Here is a 20,299-nt window from a genome sequence, read left to right on the forward strand (position 1 = left end):
AAGTACGGGGGACGCGGGAGAGCGAGGCATTACAACGGCATGTTCATGACCTTTTCGTAGGCCTGAACCAGTTTGTTGCGCACCTGCAGGGTGGCCTCGAAGGCCACGGAAGATCGCTGCGAGGCGAGCATGACCTGGGTGAGCGTCACCTGATCGTCACCCGCCTGCAGGCGGTTCTTGAGATCGCCGGTGGTCTGCTGCGCCTCGTTGACCTGCCCGACCGCCTGGGTCAGGGCATCGGCAAAATTGCTGCGCTCGACTTCGTTGACGCCCTGCGCGGCGGGATTGATCGCTTCCGGACCCGCCGGGCGCTGCGTGGCCTGGGTACGCAGCTGCTGCATCTGGGAAAGGATCTGATCGACTGACATGTCGTTGCCGCTCATGGACCCACCTCGTTGACTGTCGCGAATTGACTTGCGTCAGTCTCTAGCAGGACCCGTGCCAGTTCCGTTCGAAGTCGGGGGGCAGGAGCGTCAACCGATCTGGTACTTGCGCATCTTCTCGACGAGGGTGGTGCGACGGATCCCCAGCAGACGTGCCGCACGCGCGACCACGGCGTCGGCCTGTGTCAACGCCGCCTGGATCCAGGCCTGCTCAATCGCCTCGAGCTGCGACTTCAGCGAAATGCCGTCGTCCGGCAGCGTCAGGTCGCAGTCTTCGACCTCCTCCGGGGTCAGCGGCAGTCGCGGGCCGATGTTCTCGGTCAATGACCAGATGCTGCGCGGGTCCGGGTCCATTCGCGCCACCGCTGCCGACTGATCGGTGGATGCCTCAGCCGAGTGCTCGGGCGCGGGCTCCGACGGGCCGAGGTGCTGCAGATGCGCGGGGAGATCGGCGACCCGGGCCGGGCGGTCTCCCGCAAGAATGCCGATCCGCTCGAGCACATTCGCCAGCTCGCGCACATTGCCGGGCCAATCGTGCTGGCTGAGCGCCGAGATCACCGCATCGGTCAGCGTGGGCGCCGGTCGGCCGTCGCGGTGCAGCCGCTCCACCAGCGCCGCGGCGATCTCCGACAGGTCGTCACGCAGTGCGCGCAACGGCTGGGTCTGGATGGGAAAGACGTTGAGACGGTAATAGAGGTCCTGACGGAACTTGCCCTCGTCGACCATCGAGAGCAGATCACGGTGCGTCGCCGCGACGATGCGCACGTCGGCATCGAACGAGGCGCTGCCGCCGACGCGCTCGAACTTGCGCTCCTGCAGCACCCGCAGGATCTTGACCTGCATGGAGAACGGCATGTCGCCGATCTCGTCGAGAAAGATGGTGCCGCCCTGCGCCAGTTCGAAACGCCCCTTGCGCTGGCTGATCGCGCCGGTGAAGGCGCCTTTTTCGTGACCGAACAATTCCGATTCGAGCAACTCGCCGGGAATGGCCCCGCAGTTGACCGGCACGAAGGGCTTGTCGGCACGCTCGGAGAGCATGTGGATCATCCGCGCGACCACTTCCTTGCCGGTGCCGGTCTCGCCCAGGATCAGCACGGTGGCATCCGTCGGCGCCACCTGGGCCACCTCGCGGCGCAGCCCCTCGAGTGCGGGGCTGCTGCCGATCAGGCCGCGGTTTTCATGACGCAGTCGCTCGCCGTGCCAGCGGCTCTTCATCGGCGCGAGCACGGCCTGCAGCGTATCCAACGACACCGGCCATGAAAGCTGGGCCTGCGGCGGCATGGGCGGGACACCGTCAAGCTCACCCATCACCACCCACGGGGGCTGGGTGGCCGAATCGGTCGCCTCGATCGCGCCCTCGGCAGCGAAGGTCAATCGGCACATCGGCGCATCGGATCCGGGCGGCTGGTGGCCTGTGCGGGTATCGAAACCGAGCAGCGTCAATTGCTCCTTCAGCAACGACGCCTCGGGCGCCTCGCTGTCGATCCAGCAAAGGGGTTGCGGCCGCGGCATGCTCTTCTCCTGGGTCCTCGGCGGTCGGGTGCCGCCGATTCTTGTTGTTTTTTGTTTGCTTTTCCGAGCAAACTGTCGCACTCATCCCGTCATGGCCCTCGAACGGGCGGCGGTGACAATCGGCGAACGCGAAAGTTCCCGGGAAAATTAGCGCGCGCCCAGCGACATGTCAAAACATTGTCACTCGCAATGAAATCCCGTGCGCTCCCTTGTGGCTTGTGAGCGACACCGGCCCGTCCTACCATCGTCGGTAACCTCGACGTGCCGGGGAACGTGCCCAGGGAAACGCGGCACGACCGGCAACCGCCCCGACCGGAGCCCGCATGAAGATTCTCAAGGTCGAACAGCCCGGTCAGACGACCACCGCGGGGCCGGTCCTCCGACTGGAGACGGGGCAGCGCCTGGCGGCCATTTCGCTGTCGGATGCGCGCCCCGGTGAGCGCGCGATGCTGTCGGTGGCCGGGGGACAGTTGCAGGTCACCACCCAACATCCGCTGAAAGCCGGCCAGGCCATCGATCTCGAGGTCACCAGACTGGGCGAGCAGGTTCACCTGCGGCCACTCGGTCCTCCCCCTGACCCGCGTCGGCTCGATCAGGCGCAGTTGACCCGCAACCTGCTGCAGGCGCTCGCCCGTCTGCCAGCCCCCGGCGTGGGCACCCCGAATATCACCTCGAATACCGCCCCGGCTGCCGGGATGTCACCGGCCGGTCCCGGCACGGGCACCGCAGCCACCGCCCCTCCCGGCGTCCCGGCTCAGGCGTCGGGCGGCTCGGCAACGGGGGGCGCGCCGAATGCCCCGGCCTCCGCAACCCAGCCGAATTCGTCGACTCCCCAACAGGCCAGCGGGACCAACGCCGCACCGATCCCGGCCTCGGTCTTTCAGGCCACTCGATCGAGTGGCGCGGCTGGAGCCACCGAATCGCTGCTGCGCGCCGCATTCGCCCAGGCCAGCGCGACGGGCAGCCAACCAACCGCTCCGGCGAACGCCCCGGCCCCGGGGCAAGCCATGCCAACGGCGCCAGCGCAGGCCATACCGCCGGGGCTCAATGGGCTGCTGCCGCTGCTCTCGGCGCTGCGCGAACCGCGGCTCATCCAGGGACTGGTCTCCGGCTGGCTGGCCACACCGACCAATCCCGCCCCACAACCCAACCCGCTCGCCGGCATGGGCGGTCCGATGCCGGCGCCCGCCGGCCAGGGGCAAGGATTCATGGAAACCCCACTGGGCACCCTGCTCCAACAAGCCGCGCGCAGCCTGCGCAGTCAGCCGGATCTGGCCCCCCGCGATCCGGCCACCCGGCAGGCCACTCTGGAATTCATGCAGCGCCTCGGCGAACAGGTCGAACGCAGTCAGCTGGCCACCGCCCTCTCCCAGGGTGCGGCCGGCGCAGCGGCCGGCACCCAGACCGGCCCCAACCAGCCCACCTGGTTGCTGGAGATCCCGCTGCAACTCGCCAACGAGGCCCACACGCTGCGTCTGTCGATTCGGGAAGAAGATGACTCGGGCGAGGCGCAAAGCGGCGGGGGGCGCTGGCGCATCGATCTGGCGATGGAATGGCCGCAACTCGGCCCCCTGCATGCCGCGCTGGTCATGCAGGGCGAGCAAATCGACGTCGACCTCTTTGCCGATCAACCGGCGACGGTGACCGTGCTGGAAACCACGCGCCCGACCCTGGCCCGCGGGTTGGCCGATGCCGGCTTCACGCCCGGGCGGCTGGGGGCACACCCCGGCCCGCCGCCGGCGAGCGCACAGGCCCGGCTGGAGCCCGACACCGCAGCGGCCGCCGGGGATTCCGCCCCGCAGGGCTTTCTGAGCGAGCAGGCATGAGCGACCCGGAGCCGAGCGACACGCACCGCCGTCCCTCATCCGGCCCGCGGCGGGCGATTGCCCTGTCCTACGACGGCAGCGACGTGCCGCAGGTTGTGGCGACCGGGCAGGACGAGCTGGCGCGCCGCATCATCGAGATGGCCCGGGAATCCGGCGTACCGGCCGTCGAAGACCCGATGCTCGCCCGTGCGCTGGCCGAGATCGATCTGGGCGAGCACATTCCCGAGGCACTTTTCCGGGCCGTCGCCGAGGTATTGAGCTATGCGCTCTACGTCAACGACCGCCATGAGGAGGTGCTGCGCCGTGCCAGGGAACAGGGCGACAAGGACGACGGTTGACCTGCCCCGGGATGCGCCCAGTTGATGCGGCACCAGCGCGGAAAAGCGATCAGGCACGAAAAAGCCCGCCAGGTGAGGCGGGCTTTTTCAAGGCTATGGTGGGGTGACTGATGGGATTCGAACCCACGACCACCGGAATCACAATCCGGGGCTCTACCAACTGAGCTACAGTCACCATCGAAAGGCAGTTGCCGTTCGTGCAGGTGCGCTTATGGCGCGCCCGGCAGGACTCGAACCCGCAACCCTCGGCTTAGAAGGCCGATGCTCTATCCGGTTGAGCTACAGGCGCAAGTTTCGGCTAATTCACTGGTCGGAGTGGAGGGATTCGAACCCCCGACCACCTGGTCCCAAACCAGGTGCGCTACCAGACTGCGCTACACTCCGTTCGCCGTCATCGCGCAAACGCGCCTCGTCCGCCGGAGCGGTTCGACCCGTGCCGGTGACGAAGGTGCGCCATGATAGGGATCGACCGGGGCCAAGTCAATCGCCCCGGGGGGCAGCGGTCGACGCTCAATAGCGGCCCGCGCGAATCAGGCCGCCCAGCCCGCGATCGTCGAGCGCCTGGTTGAGCAAGGTGCGGATCTCGGCGGGGCGTTCGCAACGCATCGCCTGCTCGAGCAGCGCCTGGGCATCGGCATGCGAGAAACTGCGGATCACCCACTTGATGCGCGGCAATGAACCGGCGCTCATCGAGAGCGAGTGGATTCCCAGCCCCAGCAGCAGCACGGCCCCGAGCGGGTCACCGGACAGCTCACCGCAGACGGCCACTTCGCAGTCCTGCCGTGCCCCGGCGGCACAGATATCGCGGATCGCGGCGAGCACCGCCGGGTGCAGGGCATCGTACCGCGAGGCGACGCGCTCGTTGTTGCGATCGATCGCCAGCAGGTACTGGGTGAGATCGTTGGTGCCGATGGAGAGAAAATCGCAGCGTCGAGCCAGCGCGTCGGCCTGGTAGACCGCCGACGGCACCTCGATCATCACGCCGATCTTGGGCCGCCGGATTTCGCCGATCTCCTCGGACACCTCGTCGAACGCCTGCTCGATGTAGGCCAGCGACTGGTCGAGCTCCTCGACCGCCGAGATCATCGGCAACAGGATATGCAGGTTGTTCAGTCCCGCCGATGCCTTGAGCATCGCGCGGATCTGGGTGAGGAAGATCTCCGGGTGGTCCAGCACCAGCCGGATGCCCCGCCAGCCGAGGAACGGGTTGTCCTCGCGGATGGGGAAATACGACAGCGGCTTGTCGCCGCCGACGTCGAGCGTACGCAACACCACGGGCTTGCCGACGAAGGTCTCGAGCGCCTCGCGGTAGATGTGCGCCTGCTCTTCCTCGCCCGGGAACTGCTTGCGGATCTGGAACGGCACCTCGGTGCGGTACAGGCCGATGCCCTCGGCACCGACGGTCAGCGACGGCGCCATGTCCGAGAGCAGGCCGATATTGACGTGCATGGCGACGCGCACGCCATCGGAGGTCAACGCCGGCTCGTCGCGCAGGGCGGCCAGCTCTTCGGTCAGTTCGGCTTCCTCGCGGGCCAGCCGCTGCATCTCCTCGCGCAGCGAGCCGCGCGGGCGCACCACGACCAGGCCGCGATAGCCGTCGACCACCACCTCCTTGTTGCGCAGCCGGGAAATCGGCAGGTCGGAAACGCCCATTGCCGCCGGAACGCCCAGCGCCCGGGCGAGTATCGCCAGGTGCGAGGAGCCCGAGCCCGTCGACGAGACGATACCGACCAGGCGCTCGGTGGGCACCTCGGCCAGATGCGAGGCAGACAGGTCATTGCCGACCAGCACGATCTGATCGGGCCACTCGGTCGGCCCGGCGCTCTCGGCGTGCAGCTTGTGCAGCACGCGGTTGCCGAGATCACGGATGTCCTGGGCACGTTCGCGCAGATAGGCATCGCTCATCTGCTCGAACACGGCAGCGTGCTCGGCGATCGCATCGCGCAACGCGGCACCGGCCCACTGGCCCGCGCGGATATGCTGCTCGATCGCCTCGACCAGCGAACCTCCCGACAGCATGCGGATGTAGGCATCGAACAGCAGGTTCTCTTCCTCGCTACCGGATGCCCGCGCAAAATCGATCTTGAGCTGTTCGAATTCCTGTCGGACGGCCTCGATCGCGCTGTCGAGCACGCCCAGCTCGTGGTCGATGTCCTCGACCTCGCGATCCTCGACCATCTCCAGCGACTGGCCGTCGGCCACCACCACCGCCGTGCCGAACACCACGCCGGGCGAGCCCGGCAGCCCGCGCGCCGAGAACGCGGAGTCAAAGCCGCCGGGCTCGTTGCCGGTGCGCATCAACTCGCCGCTGGCGCGGGCGTGACGAATGGCGGAGGCCAGCTGGGTGGCCAGGGTGACGACGAAGGATTCCTGGTCGTCGGAAAACCGGCGCCGCTCCCGGGCCTGCACGACGAGCACGCCCAGCACATCGCCCCGGTGAATGATCGGCACGCCCAGAAAGCCGTGATAGGGCTCCTCGCCGATATCGGTAACGAACTTGAAGGCCGGATGGAGCGAGGCATCCTCGAGGTTGATCACCTCGGCCCGACGCGCGACCAGCCCGACCAGCCCCTCGTCGAGGGCGAGCGAGACCTGCCCCACCATCGCCTTGTTCAACCCCTCGGTGGCCTGCAGCACCAGGCTGGGCTCGACCGCCTCGGCCTCGTCGCCACCCAGCACGTAGACCGAGCAGACCGACACGTCGAGCGCCGACTGCACCCGTCGGGCGATCAGGTCGAGCGCCGCCCGCAGGTCGGCGGACTTGGACACCTCGGTAACGATCTGGCGCAGCTCATCGAGCATCACGATTCCCCGCCGTGGCCAGATCGGCCGATGAGTCCCGTCCGCCACGCCGCTCGAGTTGCTCGGGCAGGCAGTCGTCCGGGCATTCGGCGGGCACGCCTTCGATGAAGGGCGCGAGCTGATGCAGCGCCTGAAAATAGACGGTGCGCTTGAAGTAGATCACTTCGGGCAGGATCGACCAGAACGGGCGCCACTCCCAGCCATCGAATTCCGGCTTGTGGGTGGCGTTGAGATCGAAGGCGCTCTCGTCGGTGCGCAGGCGCAGGAGAAACCACTTCTGCTTCTGACCGATGCAGACAGGCTGGACGTGACGACGCACCATGTTGCGCGGCAGCCGGTAGCGCAGCCAGCCACGCGTCCAGGCCATGACCGAGACATGCTCGGGCAAGAGCCCTACCTCCTCGTGGAGCTCACGGTACATCGCCTCCAGCGGCCGCTCCTCGACATCGATGCCGCCCTGGGGAAACTGCCAGGAACGATGGCCGACCCGCTTGCCCCAGAAGACCTCGCCTCGCTGGTTGCACACGATGATGCCGACATTGGGTCGAAAGCCGCTACGGTCAATCACGATTCCACTCTTGCAAAAGTCAGTCGCCTGAAATGGCGGGACGTCGCGCCCCGCAGGGGTAAGCCACCGTGCCGAAAGCAGGCCGTCGATGGTCACCCAAGTGTCATTGATTCTTTCACAAAACCCCGGGGCGATAAACCGACGCCGCCAGCCGACTCACGATCCGCCGCTGCAGGCGCCCTTCCCTCCGGCCTCCTCGCCCGATTCGACCATCGATGCGACCGCCCGACGTCGGGCCGATTGCCGATCAACAAGGCGCACCCCGGCGGATCGGACAAGCGGCAACGCCCATTCTGACGCGCTGCTCGGCACCGACGACGACCGGCCAGGCCAGACTGGCATTCCCCGGGCCACGATCCGGTCATGTTGGGGTATCATGCGCGCCCGTCGACCCGGCCCCGGTCGGGATCCAACGCGATCATGACGGCAGGCGCTTCGTGCCCTGTCGGCAGGAGGCCTTTCGTGAAACTCGCCATCTTCGACCTCGACAACACCCTGCTCGCCGGTGACTCCGATCACGCCTGGGGCGCCTTCATGACCGAACACGGCATTGTCGACGCCGACGATTACGCCCGTCACAACGACGAGTTCCTGCGCCATTACCAGCAGGGCACGCTCGATATCGACGCCTACCTGCGCTTCGCGCTCGCCCCCCTGGCCGAGCACCCGGCCGAGGACCTGGAGACGTGGCGGTCCGCGTTCATCGAAAAGGCCATCCGGCCGATGATCACGCCGGCCGCCCGCGAGCTGGTCGAATCCCACCGGCACCGGGGCCACACCCTGATGCTGATCACGGCGACGAACGCCTTCGTCACCGGCCCGATCGCCGAGCTACTGGAGATCCCGCACCTGCTGGCGACCGAGCCCGAGCGACGTAACGGTCGCTACACCGGTCGTTACACCGGCACGCCGACCTTCCAGCATGGCAAGATCCTGGCACTGGAGGAATGGCTGGAGACGCAGCAGGTGCGCCCGGAAGAGACCTGGTTCTACTCCGATTCGCGCAACGACCTGCCGCTGCTCGAGCAGGTCGATCACCCGGTCGCGGTCGACCCGGACCCCGTCCTGCGACGCGAGGCCGAGGCGCGTGGCTGGGACATCCTGATGCTGAACGCCGTTGAGGAAACGGCGGAATAGGCGAAGTCGGCGGGGCACGCCAGCGGCGAGCCCCACCGGCATTAAGCCGTCGGCAGGGTGACGCCGCGCTGTCCCTGATACTTGCCGCCACGATCCCGGTAGGAGGTCTCGCAGACCTCGTCGGACTCGAGGAACAGCATCTGCGCCACGCCCTCGTTGGCGTAGATCTTCGCCGGGATGGGCGTGGTGTTGGAGAACTCGAGCGTCACGTGGCCCTCCCACTCCGGCTCGAGCGGGGTGACATTGACGATGATGCCGCAGCGGGCATAGGTCGACTTGCCCAGGCAGATGGTCAGCACGTTGCGCGGGATACGGAAGTACTCGACCGTGTGTGCCAAGGCAAACGAGTTTGGCGGGATGATGCAGACGTCGGAATGCACGTCGACGAAGCTGCGCTCGTCGAAGGCCTTCGGGTCGACGATGGTGGTGTTGATGTTGGTGAACACCTTGAAATGGGTCGAGCAGCGCACGTCGTAGCCGTAGCTCGAGGTGCCGTAGGACACCATGGGCACATCGTTGCCCTCGCTGTCCCGGCTGCTACGAACCTGTCCCGGCTCGAACGGCTCGATCATGCCGTGCTCCTCGGCCATTCGGCGGATCCAGCGATCGGACTTGATACTCATTCGGTCATCCCATGGAAAAGGCGGCGCCATCGGGCGATCCCGCGGCAAAGCGCGTATGCTTGCGACAAAACAGCGGGTTGTCAACCGGGCCCGCCCGGCACGCGGCCGCGCAACTTTTGCGGCTTGCGCCGGTCTGCTTAAGGAACGTCCTTAGGCAACCTCTCGACATGCCGTTTCACTCTGAACAAGGGATTTTTCGAAACATGCAAGGCACTCTCTCCAACACCCCACGTTTCGTAGCGTCTGCCACGGGTTCACGGCTCGCCGCCGTGCTCGGGGCATTCGCCCTTGCCCTGCTCCTGGGTGGCTGCGCCACCAACCCGTCAACCAACCAGACCAGCGGCGATTCGAACCAGGCCGCGCAGGATGATGGCTACGACAAGTACGAAACGACTCAGGAGGCGGTCAACTTCCTGGGTGGCTCAGCCGAGGGCATTGCCCGGATGATCGACCGCGCCTTCGCCGACTACGGCCGGCCCAACGCCATTATCAAGGGCGAGGAAGGCGGCGGCGCGCTCGTTGTCGGTCTGCGCTACGGCATGGGCGAGTTCATGGCCAAGTCCGGTGAGAAGCAGACCGTCTATTGGCAGGGGCCGTCGGTCGGCTGGGACTTCGGCGGCGATGCGGGGCGTGTGTTCATGCTGGTCTACAACCTGCCCCGCCCGGATCTGATCTTCCAGCGCTTCGCGGGCGTCAATGGCTCGGCGTTCGTCGTTGGCGGCGTGGGCATGCAGTACCTGCGCAGCCAGTCGATCGTGGTCGCGCCGATCCGTGTCGGGGTCGGTCTGCGGCTGGGGGCCGGCGTGGGTTACACGCAGTTCACGCAGGACAAGTCCTACAATCCGTTCTGATAATCCGTTCTGAATTCCAGGACCGATCGCCCGTTTCGACGCCGGCCCCGCAAGGCCGGCGTTTTTCGTGCCGAGTAGCGCTCGATCTTGCACTGCGCCCCGGGTTTGGCTATAAGCTGCGTGTTTGCCCCAATTGTCACCGCTTATTTCAACCCTGCTGCAAGGAGACATTCCATGAAGGCACAGACCCGACTCATTCCCTCACTGCTCGCCGCCACCGCGCTGAGCGTCGCCGCAATGCCGGCCCACGCCGAGGCCGCGACCGACGCGGCGGTCCAGGCGCAGCTGCAGGATTACAAAGCGACCATGCAGGCCTTCGGCAAGACGCTCAAGGGTGAGCTGCAGGCGGCCATGAAGGAAGGTGGACCGATGGCCGCCGTGCAAGTGTGCAACGAGCGCGCCCCGGAAATCGCCGCCGACTTGAGCGAAGAGAGTGGCTACACCCTGCGCCGCACCAGCCTCAAGCCGCGCGCGACCGAGCCCACCGACTGGGAGCGGGCGGTCATGCAGGAATTCGAGGCCCGCAAGGCCAATGGCACACCGGTCGGCGAAATTGCCTGGCACGAGGTGACGAAAGTCGACGGCGAGAAACAGTTGCGTTTCATGAAGGCCATCGCTACCGAGGGCGTCTGCCTGACCTGCCACGGGCAGGATGTCGACCCGAAACTCAAGGCCGAGATCGATCGCCTGTACCCCGACGACCAGGCGACCGGCTTCGCGGAAGGCGACATCCGCGGCGCCGTTTCGATCAGCGCCGCGCTCAAGGACTGATATCCAGTCCAGACAAGTCGCAACGGGTTCCAAAATAAGAAACGCCCCGACGTGGGAGACCACGTCGGGGCGTTTTTGTGGCGGGCGACCAATCGGCCGCGGCAGTCAGTCCTCCGGCGTCTCGACGTCGTCCTGGGCAGGCACCTTGCCGCCCGGCCCATCGGGCTTCTTGCCCCGGCGCGAGCGCTGATCGGACTCGGTCTCGTAATCCTGCTCCACCGACTCGTCCTTGAGCAGGTGCAGGTTGGCCGGCGGGGCGGTGCCGTCCTTGTCCACGCCGAAGTACATCGTGGTGTGCGGGAACGGGATCTCGATGCCCGCCTTGTCGAAGTACATCTTCACCAGGCGGTTGTAGGCCCGGCCGACCGACCACTGATCGCCGGGCGTGGTCTTGATCATCACCCGGATGTTGACCGAACTGTCGGCCAGCGCGGTCACCCCGGGGATCTCGACCGGCTCGAGAATGTGGTCCTTGAACTTCGGATCGGCCGCCAGCTCATCAAAGGCCGCTTTGAGCTGGGCAATCGCATCGTCGATGTTCTCGCGATAGGCAATGCCGTACTCGCCCTTGTGGAAGGCGTACTCGCGCATGTAATTGGAGACGATGTCCACCGACGAGAACGGGATGACGTGCACGGTCCCCGACAGATCGCGGATCGAGACCGAGCGGATCGACAACCGCTCGGCGGTGCCGGTCACCCCGGCCACCGTGATCACGTCGCCGGTATTGATGGCGTTCTCGATCTGGATGAACACGCCGGTGATGACGTCCTGGACCATCTTCTGCGCGCCGAAACCGATCGCCAGGCCCAGCACCCCGGCGCCGGCGAGCAGGGGCCCGATGTTCACGCCGAGCTCCGAGAGGATGATCATCGCGGTGATGATGATCAGGGCAATCGCGATGGCGTTGCGGAACAGGTGCAGCAGCGTCTCCATGCGCGCCGAGGGCATGCCGTTGTCACTGTTGAGCTTCGCCTCGATCAGGCCGGTGGCGAGCAGCCAGACGATCAGGGCGATGATCAGCACGATCGATATATCGATTAACGCCGCGAGCAACCATCGACCGCCATCACTGGCAAGCCAGGCAAACATGTCGACCAGATGCCAGACCGACAGCACGCCGAACAGCGCGACGATGCCAATCACGATCCGCACGATTCGCAGGATCAGGGGCACGTAGGTATTCAGGCGCAACTGCAGGGTGGGCATGCGCTGGAGCAGGCTCTCGGGCACCGGCACCCCCCGCCCGATCCACTGGGTCAGCATGGCCGCGACGAAGATCGCCGCGCCGACGATGACGACGGTATTGAAGGTCGCCATGGCGACGAATGGCAGGGACTCGCCCGGCCGGGTGATGGCCACGACGAACACGCCGGTCGCGTAGATCATCGCCAGCCAGTGCCAGCTCGCACCCAGCAGACGGAAGGCCCAGGAGGCGACTGGCTGGCGACTACGCTCCCCTCGCGCGACCAGCGCGCCACGCACCGTGCCTCGCGCCTTCCACAACCGGCTCCAGGTATAGACCAAGGCCACCAGGGCGACCCCCCAGCTCACGGCGTTGGCCAGATCACCTCGATCGGCCCGCTCGATCGCCGGCACCAGCATGATCCCGGCATAGCCGGAAAACCAGATCACACGCGAAAGCCAGCCGGACCAGAAGTGCGAATCCGTCTTTGACAGCTGGAACAAACGCAGGCCGGGTGACGCTGGCGCGAACGCCGTGTTCACCAGCAACCGGGCGACCTCGACCACGATGAAGGCCTGCAACGCGAGCCCGAGCACGGCGCCGGTCGTTTCGTCGCCATCGGCAAGCCACCAGACGCTGGCCTGGGCCGCCACGTAGGCCACGGCCAACACCACCACCCCCAACGCGAGGCTGGCGAGCACCGCCACCCCGGTGCGAAGGAGCCGATGACGCGTGGTCGCCGATTGCGCGTAGGCATCCAGACGTCGCCAGATACCGCCAAGCAGGCGCCGCCCAATCACCAGCACGAGGTAGGCGATGGCAAGCGCCGCGATCACCCGCCAGGCGATCTGCCCGACCGACGCCCAGTCCACGTCCAGCCCGCCCTGCGCCAGTCGCGAGAGGGAGCCCGCCATGTCGGCCACGGTACCCGAGACCACACCCACCAGACCCGAGGCGATGCCATCAGCGACCCCCGACGCATCGGCGGCCTGCTCGGACGAATCGCCCGACGAATCGCCACTGCCGGAAGACAACCGCTCGAGTTCCGCGATCAGCTCGTCGCGCTTGGCCGGATCCTTGAGCAATTCGAGCAGACCCGCATAGCGGCCCTCGCCACCGGCCTCGGAACCTGCCTCGGCATCGGCCGCCTGCCCGGCCGCGGATTCACCCTGGCTACCCGCCTCTTGGGCGACTGCGGGACCAGCGGCCATCAACAGCACCGACAGCAGGATTCCCGGCCACCAACGCCAGCGAGGCAACAGCGAGGTGGGCGAATCGGCAGGAACAGATGAAATCAAGTGCTTCTCCGGCATGGGGCGGTAACGGCTGCAAGCCTAGCAAAGGAAAACGCGGATGAACGCGCGGGAGGATATTCCAGGCCCAATCGGGGGAGCGGGCGAATCAGTTCGCCCCGCCCTCGTGGAACCATTCGTGGATGCGGGTGGCAAGCGTCGGCGAGACCCCGGGCACCTTGGCCAGTTCGGCGATGCTCGCCCCCTTGAGTCCACGGATGCCGCCGAAGTGCTTCAAGAGCGCCTGACGGCGCTTGCCACCGACTCCGGGAATGCGCTCTAGGTCCGACTGCGTGCGCGCCTTCTGCCGCCGGGCCCGGTGGCCGGTGATCGCGAAACGGTGTGCCTCGTCGCGCACCTGCTGTATCAGGTGCAGCGCCGGGTCGTGCGGACTGAGATGGTCCTCGACATACAGTCCCGGCGAGCCGACCAGCGGCTGGATCAGGCTTTCCTCGCCGGGTCGCCGCTCCGGCCCCTTGGCCACACCGATCACGCGGACGCGGCCGGCCAGATCGCGCTCGGCAAGCACGTCGATCGCCTGGGCGAGTTGCCCTTTGCCGCCATCGATCAGCAACACGTCCGGCAGCACGCCCGATTCGCGCACCGCGCGATCGAAACGCCTTGTGAGGGCCTGGTGCATGGCGGCGTAGTCATCCCCGGGGGCGACACCCTCGATGTGATAGCGACGGTACTGGTCCTTGCGCGGCCCCTCCGGCCCGAATACCACGCACGATGCCACCGTCAGCTCGCCCTGGGTATGGGAGATGTCGAAGCACTCGATCCGCTCGATTCGCTCCATGGCAAGCCACTCACCCAGGGCCTCGAACCGGCGCGTCAGGCCGCGACGGCTGACCAACCGCTCGGCCAGGGCAATGCGCGCGTTCTCGCGAGTGTCTTCCAGCCAGGCACGGGCCTTGCCCCGTTGCGGCACCAGCAACTCGACACGATGCCCGGCCTGCTCGGCAAATACCCCGGCGAGCCATTCGGCGTCCTCCGGCAGGTGATCGCAGAGGATGCGCCGCGGCAGGTCGCGGTCACTGTAATAGAGCCCCAGAAAGCCGCTGATCACCTCGGCCGGGTCGGCGTCGGTCGGCACGTCCGGGAAGAAATGCCGGGTGCCCAGGTGCCGGCCATCGCGGATGGTGGCCACGCCCACGGCGGTGGCGCCCTGCTCGCTGATCTGCGCGATCACGTCCGCATCCCCCGACATGCCGGTGATGCCCTGTTGCTGGCTCACCGCCCGCAGCATGCCGATCTGGTCGCGCAGGGAGGCGGCGGCCTCGAAATCCAGCGCCTCGGCAGCGCGCTCCATGCGGGCCACCAGGTCATCGGTCAGCTTCTGACTGCGCCCCGACAGGAACGCCATGGTGTCCTCCACGTCCTGGCGGTACTCCGCCTCGTCGACGTAGTCCACGCAAGGGGCCTTGCAGCGCTCGATCTGGTACTGCAGACAGGGGCGCGAGCGGTTCTTGAACACGCTGTCCTCGCACTGGCGCACCTTGAACACCTTCTCGAGCAGGTTGAGCGTTTCGCGCACCGCGCCGGCCGAGGGATACGGGCCGAAGTAACGCCCCGGGCGCTTGCGCGAGCCGCGGTGGTAGGCCAGCCGCGGGAAGCGATCGTTGGTGGAGACGTAGATCCAGGGGTAGCTCTTGTCGTCGCGCAGGAGGACGTTGTAGCGCGGTCGATGGGCCTTGATCAGGTTGCTCTCCAGGAGCAGCGCCTCGGCCTCGGTCTGGGTGGTGGTGATCTCGACGTCCGCCACCTGCTCGACCAGCCGGCGGGTCTTGATCGCCTTGGGCGTGCCGCGGAAATAGCTCGAAAGGCGATTCTTGAGGTTGCGCGCCTTGCCGACGTACAGGATATCGCCGTCGGCATTGAGGAAGCGGTAGACGCCGGGGCGCTCGGTCACGGAGGCCAGGAAGGCCTTGGCATCAAACCGGTCGGTCATGGGCGCGGGGAAGGATCAGGCCGAGAGAACGGTACGGCCAGCCTTGACGGCGAGTCGCAGCAGGTCAATGTCGGTGCTGACCCCGAGCTTTTCGTGGATGCGGGCGCGGTAGGTGCTGATCGTCTTGGGACTGACACACAACGCCTCGGCGATCAGGGTATTGTTCTTGCCGTCGAGGATCATGCGCAGCACCTGCTGCTCGCGCCCGGACAGCACCTCGAACGGGTCTTCCTCGGGGCGCCCGTTCTGCAAGGCGATCTCCTGCGCGATGCGGCTGGAGACGTAGCGCTTGCCCTCGGCGGCCTTGCGGATGGCGCTGATCAACTCGTCCGGATCGGCATCCTTGGTGACGTAGGCGTGCACGCCGCAGTCGAGCACCTGGCGCGCCAGCGTGATGTCGGCCTCGGCGGTCAGGGCGACCAGGCCGAGGCGCGGATGGGCCTGGTGAGCGCGCTTGAGACACTCGTAACCGCCCATGCCGGGCATGTGGATGTCGCAGAGAATCGCGTCGATCGATTCCGAGCGCAACTTGTCGAGCGCGCTCTCGCCACTGTCGGCCTCGGCGACCACCTCGATGTCGCGTACCCCGCCGATCAGGTGACTGATCGCGGCGCGCACCATCGTGTGATCATCAACAATCATGACCCGAATCATCGGCAACCCTTCGTCTTGGTGCGGACACGCCCGCATCGATTCCTCACCGTGCGCCCTGTCCTGACCGGCAAACTCGCGTCGCCCGGCCCGAATGTTCCGTCGCGAGCCACCCGGGGGTGGCATCGAACAGCCCGCAATTTACCACTGACTGTAGGGATTTTTAACCAGCGAGACATTGTAGTACCGGGCGTCGTGTGACACCTCGTCGCCCAGCCACGCCGGGTGAGCAAAGGGCTGATCGACGTGTTCGAGTTCCACCTCGGCGACGATCAAACCGTCGTTCTCGCCGTGGAACTCGTCGATTTCCCACAGCAGACCGTCGCGCGGCACGAAATGCCGGGTCTTGTCGATCACGGGCCCGGTGGTCAGGTGATCAAGCATCCGTTCGGCATCCGCCAGGGGGATCTCGTATTCGAATTCGTCGCGCGAAATGCCGAGGGTCCGGCTCTTGATGTTCAACCAGGCCCGGCTGCCGGCAATGCGGGCACGCACTGACACCGGCCCCTGGTCGTTGAGATAGCCCTGCACCATGCGCTCGGAGCGCTCGATCTCGTTGCGCCAGGCCTCGCTGGCCAGCAGGAACTTGCGTTCGATTTCCTTGGCCATTCGCGTCTCCGGAAGGTCGAAAGCGGATCAGTAGCGCAGCAGCGCCGAACCCCAGGTAAAGCCGCCACCAAAGGCCTCAGTGAGGATGACATCACCGCGCTTGATGCGCCCGTCGCGCACGGCCGCATCCAGTGCCAGCGGCACCGAGGCCGCCGAGGTGTTGCCATGTCGATCGACGGTCACCACCACCCGGTCCATCGACATGCCCAGCTTGCGGGCCGTGGCCTGGATGATGCGGATATTCGCCTGGTGTGGCACCAGCCAGTCGATCTCGTCCGGGCTCATGCCGGCGGCCTCCATGGTCTGGTCAACGATGCGCCCCAAGGTATTCACCGCCATGCGGAAGACCTCGTTGCCGCGCATCTCGATGAAGGCGGTGCCGTCGGCAAGCCGCTCCGGATCGGTGGTCTCCGGGTTCGGCTTGGTCGTGGTCAGCAGCGACTCGTAGCTGCCGTCGGCGTGGATGTCGGTGCGGATGATGCCCGGCTCGTCGGAGGCCTCCACCACCACCGCGCCCGCGCCGTCGGCGAACAGCACACAGGTGTTGCGGTCCGACCAGTTGACGATGCGCGACAGCGTCTCCGCGCCGACGACCAGCGCACAACGCGCCGCGCCGGTCTTGATGAACTTGTCGGCCACCGACAGGGCGTAGACGAAGCCGGTGCAAACCGCCTGGACGTCGAACGCCGGCGGACCGTGGATGCCGAGCTTCTGCTGCAGCAGGCAGGCCGTGGAGGGGAAGGTGCGATCCGGCGTGGTGGTGGCCACGATGATCAAGTCGACTTCCTCGGGCACCCGGCCGGCCGCTTCCAGCGCGCGCCGCGCCGCCGGCTCGGCCAGATCGGAGGTCAGCTGACCGTCGGCGGCGATGTGGCGCTGCTCGATGCCCGTACGTTCGCGGATCCAGCTATCGGAGGTATCCACGATCTGCTCGAGATCGCGGTTGGTCATGACCCGCTCGGGAAGGTAGCTGCCGGTCCCGGTGATGCGCGAATGGATCATCCGTCAGAGCGCTCCTGCAGCAGTGTCTCCAGCCGCTGGTCGATACGGCGCGGCACGTCCTTCTCGATCTCGCGCAGGGCCACGTCGAGCGCGTTGCCGAAGGCCTCGACACTGGCCCCGCCATGGCTTTTGATGATGATGCCCTGCAGGCCGAGGAGGCTGGCCCCGTTGTAGCGGCCGGGATCGACACGCTTTTTCAGACGCGCCAGTACCGGCAGCGCCATCAGGGCGGCCAGGCGAGAGAAGATGCCCCGCTTGAATTCCTGGCGCAGGAAGTGGCTGATCATCTTCGCCACCCCTTCGCTGCTCTTGAGCGCGACGTTGCCGACAAAGCCATCACAGACCACCACGTCAACGCCACCTTTATAGATGTCGTCGCCCTCGACGAAACCGATGTAGTTCACCGGCCCCGCCTGGAGGCGTTCGGCGGCGCTCTTGACGGTATCGTTGCCCTTCATCGCTTCGGCACCGACATTGAGCAGGCCGACGCGCGGTGAGGGATTGTCGTCGAAGGCCTCGACCAACACCGAACCCATGACCGCGAACTGGAACAGGTGCTCGGCATCGCAATCGACATTGGCCCCCAGGTCGAGCACATGGGTGTGCCCGGACTCGTTCGGCAACGCGGTGCAGATGGCCGGGCGCTCGATACCCGGCAGGGTCTTGAGCACGAACTTGGCCGTGGCCATCAACGCCCCGGTATTGCCCGCGCTGACCGCAGCCTGTGCTCGCCCGTCCTTGACCAGATCAATCGCCAGCCGCATCGACGACGACTTCTTGATGCGCAGGGCGACCGCCGGCGACTCGTCCATCGCCACCACCTGGTCGGCGTGGACGATTTCGATCCGGTCACGGTCCACGCCGGCCTCGTCGGCCAGGTACCGCTCGATCGTGGCCTGGTCGCCGACCAGCAACAGCCCGGCGGACGGGTGGCGCGACAGAAAACGGGCAGCGGCACGGACCGTGACCTCGGGTCCGTGATCGCCACCCATTACGTCAATTGCGATCTGGTTAGTCATCGATGCCCCTTGCCCGCGGGAAGCCCGCGCGTGACGACGCTGCCCGAATCACCGACGAGTCGGCACGGACAGGCCGTGCCGCCCGACAAGCAGGCGGCACGCAGGCATTCGGCGAAGGAAATCAGGCGTTGTCGCCCGACTTGGTGACCACGCGACGACCACGGTAGAAACCGTCCGGAGTGACGTGGTGACGACGATGGGTCTCGCCGCTGGTCGGATCGATGGACAGCTGGGTGCTCTTCAGGCTGTCGTGGGCGCGGCGGGAGTCGCGCTTGGCGCGGCTGACCTTGTTCTGCTGTACGGCCATGGTTTTCTACCTCCAAAATGATCAAGACGCGCCGGGGCGCGCCTGCTTACTTTCACGTTTTCCCTTTCCGTCGCGGCGTTACCGCCACGACACGAATTCATGTGCCCCCGGGTTTACTCTTTCCCCGGTACCTTCTTCAACGCGGCCAGGGCCGCGAAGGGATTCTCGTCGCCGTCCTCGTCGACCGGCTCGGCCAACTGGCCCGACTCGTAAGGCCGATCGGGCGGGATCGGCCCACAGGGTGTTTCATGCACCGGCATCAGGGGCACGGCCATCAGCAGCTCGTCCTCGATCAGGTCGAGCAGCTTGACCCGCCCCTCGCGCCCGAGGATCACCGGCTCGGCCGCGGCGTCGACGTGCTCGGCCTGCTCCTCGCTGAACACGAAGCTCAACCGGGAGGACGAGGCGACCGGCTGCACCACCGTCTCGCGGCAGCGGGCGCATTCCAGCGCCAACGACGCCTCGATGGCCATCTCGGCGGCCAGCGGGTGCACCCCCTGTCCCTCGAAGAAACGTATCCGATAGGACAGCCGGCCATCCTCGGGGGCCATGTCGCGGCATCGCGACAATGCCGAGAGCGGCAATTCGCCGGCCCGCTCCTCTCCCGCCCGGCACGCGGCGCGCACATCCAGCGGCACGCTCAACTGCCTCACATCCAACGGCTTGGCATCCTTCTGGCTGTCGTCAGTCGACATCGGCACCATCCTGCGCCAGTGGACCGGGACGCCCCCAGAACGGCCCAAAATGGCCCGGGGCGCCAACGGCCTTGCAAGCGGGAATCTTAATCCGCTAAGTTTACCGGCTTCTCACACTTTCGCCAAACACAATGCCGCTCCACAAACCAGACCTGATCCTCGCCTCCGGCTCGGCAACCCGCCGCCAGTTGCTGGACCGACTGCAGATCCCCTACGCCGTCGACCCCGCCGACATCGACGAAACGCTGGCCGCCAACGAACCAGCCGCGCAGGCCTGCCAACGACTGGCCCGGGCAAAGGCCGATCGGGTAGCCGGGCGACACCCCGACGCCGTGGTCCTGGGTTCCGACCAGATGCTCTCCTGGCGCGGCGGCCTCCTGGGCAAGCCCGGTGATGCCGAAACCGCCCGTTGCCAGCTTGCCGAGATCGCCGGCGAAGCCATTGCCTTCCACGTGGCGATCAGCGTTGCCTGCCCGGACGGGCGGCGACTCGACTGGCACGAGATCGTCGAAGCGCGCATGCGGCAGCTGACCCGCGAGGAGATCGCCCGTTACGTCGAGATCGAGCGCCCCTTCGACTGCGCCGGCAGCATGCGCTCGGAAGGCCTGGGCATCTGCCTGGTCGAACGCATGGACAGTCGCGACCCCAGCGCGATCCTCGGCATGCCGCTGATCGCCACCGCGCGCCTGCTGCGCGATGCGGGCATCGACCCCCTGCATCGCGCCTAAAGACCGCCGGGCAAGGCGTGTTCCGGAACGCCGCTGATAAGCCCGCTG

19 protein-coding genes and 3 tRNA genes are annotated in these 20,299 nt (G+C 66.6%); 6 read left to right on the forward strand and 16 right to left on the reverse strand.

Translation table 11 applies throughout. The features are described 5' to 3' along the window. Positions 1-29 precede the first annotated feature (29 nt). Positions 30-383, reverse strand: coding sequence for a flagellar hook-basal body complex protein FliE (gene fliE / locus SR882_RS09475; protein ID WP_322521003.1), 354 nt, complete (start codon positions 381-383; stop codon positions 30-32). Between the two features lie 90 nt (positions 384-473). Further along, on the reverse strand, positions 474-1,895 hold the full coding sequence (locus tag SR882_RS09480) for a sigma-54 interaction domain-containing protein (protein WP_322521004.1): 1,422 nt from the start codon (positions 1,893-1,895) through the stop codon (positions 474-476). A 323-nt stretch (positions 1,896-2,218) separates the two neighbouring features. Here SR882_RS09480 and SR882_RS09485 point away from each other — a divergent pair, with 323 nt between their 5' ends. Together SR882_RS09485 and SR882_RS09490 are read left to right on the forward strand one after the other, a co-directional pair. After that, positions 2,219-3,721, forward strand: a complete 1,503-nt coding sequence (locus tag SR882_RS09485; RefSeq protein ID WP_322521005.1) for a flagellar hook-length control protein FliK — start codon at positions 2,219-2,221, stop codon at positions 3,719-3,721. Beyond that, positions 3,718-4,059 carry an EscU/YscU/HrcU family type III secretion system export apparatus switch protein gene (locus tag SR882_RS09490; RefSeq protein WP_322521006.1) on the forward strand — a complete coding sequence of 114 codons (342 nt, stop codon included), beginning with the start codon at positions 3,718-3,720 and terminating at the stop codon, positions 4,057-4,059. Before SR882_RS09485 ends, SR882_RS09490 begins: the two co-directional genes overlap by 4 nt. A gap of 99 nt (positions 4,060-4,158) precedes the next feature. On the opposite strand, the gene SR882_RS09495 is transcribed toward SR882_RS09490, so the two are convergent. From SR882_RS09495 to SR882_RS09515, 5 genes are all read right to left on the reverse strand, one after another. Further along, positions 4,159-4,234: transfer RNA gene (locus SR882_RS09495), tRNA-His, on the reverse strand. A gap of 37 nt (positions 4,235-4,271) precedes the next feature. Then, a tRNA-Arg gene (locus SR882_RS09500) sits at positions 4,272-4,348 on the reverse strand. 18 nt (positions 4,349-4,366) lie between these two features. After that, positions 4,367-4,443 (reverse strand) — tRNA-Pro (locus SR882_RS09505). 126 nt (positions 4,444-4,569) lie between these two features. Further along, positions 4,570-6,861 carry a phosphoenolpyruvate--protein phosphotransferase gene (gene ptsP / locus SR882_RS09510; protein ID WP_322521007.1) on the reverse strand — a complete coding sequence of 764 codons (2,292 nt, stop codon included), beginning with the start codon at positions 6,859-6,861 and terminating at the stop codon, positions 4,570-4,572. Continuing rightward, a complete protein-coding gene (locus tag SR882_RS09515) occupies positions 6,851-7,429 on the reverse strand; it encodes an RNA pyrophosphohydrolase (protein ID WP_322521008.1) in 579 nt (192 codons plus the stop codon). The genes ptsP and SR882_RS09515 overlap by 11 nt, the downstream gene beginning before the upstream one ends. Before the next feature lie 462 nt (positions 7,430-7,891). On the opposite strand from SR882_RS09515, the gene SR882_RS09520 reads away from it, so the two are divergent. Next, positions 7,892-8,566: a histidinol-phosphatase gene (locus SR882_RS09520; protein WP_322521009.1), complete on the forward strand. Its 675-nt coding sequence runs from the start codon at positions 7,892-7,894 to the stop codon at positions 8,564-8,566. A 41-nt stretch (positions 8,567-8,607) separates the two neighbouring features. On the opposite strand, the gene dcd is transcribed toward SR882_RS09520, so the two are convergent. Continuing rightward, positions 8,608-9,189: a dCTP deaminase gene (gene dcd, locus SR882_RS09525; RefSeq protein ID WP_322521010.1), complete on the reverse strand. Its 582-nt coding sequence runs from the start codon at positions 9,187-9,189 to the stop codon at positions 8,608-8,610. A gap of 203 nt (positions 9,190-9,392) precedes the next feature. Between dcd and SR882_RS09530 the strand changes: the two genes are divergently transcribed. Then, entirely contained in the window at positions 9,393-10,040 is a 648-nt protein-coding gene (locus SR882_RS09530) for a DUF1134 domain-containing protein (RefSeq protein ID WP_322521011.1), read from the forward strand. A gap of 174 nt (positions 10,041-10,214) precedes the next feature. Next, positions 10,215-10,811 carry a Tll0287-like domain-containing protein gene (locus SR882_RS09535; protein WP_322521012.1) on the forward strand — a complete coding sequence of 199 codons (597 nt, stop codon included), beginning with the start codon at positions 10,215-10,217 and terminating at the stop codon, positions 10,809-10,811. Between the two features lie 105 nt (positions 10,812-10,916). Here SR882_RS09535 and SR882_RS09540 read toward each other — a convergent pair whose 3' ends face one another. From SR882_RS09540 to SR882_RS09575, 8 genes are all read right to left on the reverse strand, one after another. Next, positions 10,917-13,295 carry a mechanosensitive ion channel domain-containing protein gene (locus SR882_RS09540; protein ID WP_322521013.1) on the reverse strand — a complete coding sequence of 793 codons (2,379 nt, stop codon included), beginning with the start codon at positions 13,293-13,295 and terminating at the stop codon, positions 10,917-10,919. Between the two features lie 103 nt (positions 13,296-13,398). Continuing rightward, positions 13,399-15,240, reverse strand: coding sequence for an excinuclease ABC subunit UvrC (uvrC, locus tag SR882_RS09545; RefSeq protein ID WP_322521014.1), 1,842 nt, complete (start codon positions 15,238-15,240; stop codon positions 13,399-13,401). A gap of 15 nt (positions 15,241-15,255) precedes the next feature. After that, entirely contained in the window at positions 15,256-15,882 is a 627-nt protein-coding gene (locus SR882_RS09550; protein WP_322521015.1) for a response regulator transcription factor, read from the reverse strand. 150 nt (positions 15,883-16,032) lie between these two features. Then, on the reverse strand, positions 16,033-16,500 hold the full coding sequence (locus SR882_RS09555) for a CYTH domain-containing protein (protein WP_322521016.1): 468 nt from the start codon (positions 16,498-16,500) through the stop codon (positions 16,033-16,035). A gap of 27 nt (positions 16,501-16,527) precedes the next feature. Then, complete coding sequence (locus tag SR882_RS09560; protein ID WP_322521017.1) at positions 16,528-17,502, reverse strand: beta-ketoacyl-ACP synthase III; 975 nt, start codon at positions 17,500-17,502, stop codon at positions 16,528-16,530. Beyond that, complete coding sequence (gene plsX, locus SR882_RS09565) at positions 17,499-18,521, reverse strand: phosphate acyltransferase PlsX (RefSeq protein ID WP_322521018.1); 1,023 nt, start codon at positions 18,519-18,521, stop codon at positions 17,499-17,501. Before plsX ends, SR882_RS09560 begins: the two co-directional genes overlap by 4 nt. A 121-nt stretch (positions 18,522-18,642) precedes the next feature. Beyond that, positions 18,643-18,828, reverse strand: coding sequence for a 50S ribosomal protein L32 (gene rpmF, locus SR882_RS09570; protein WP_125197768.1), 186 nt, complete (start codon positions 18,826-18,828; stop codon positions 18,643-18,645). Positions 18,829-18,941: 113 nt separating this feature from the next. Continuing rightward, positions 18,942-19,523, reverse strand: a complete 582-nt coding sequence (locus SR882_RS09575) for a YceD family protein (protein WP_322521019.1) — start codon at positions 19,521-19,523, stop codon at positions 18,942-18,944. A gap of 131 nt (positions 19,524-19,654) precedes the next feature. On the opposite strand from SR882_RS09575, the gene SR882_RS09580 reads away from it, so the two are divergent. Continuing rightward, entirely contained in the window at positions 19,655-20,251 is a 597-nt protein-coding gene (locus tag SR882_RS09580; RefSeq protein ID WP_322521020.1) for a Maf family protein, read from the forward strand. Positions 20,252-20,299 lie beyond the last annotated feature (48 nt).

Source organism: Guyparkeria halophila (assembly GCF_034479635.1).
GTDB classification, from domain to species: Bacteria; Pseudomonadota; Gammaproteobacteria; order Halothiobacillales; family Halothiobacillaceae; genus Guyparkeria; species Guyparkeria halophila.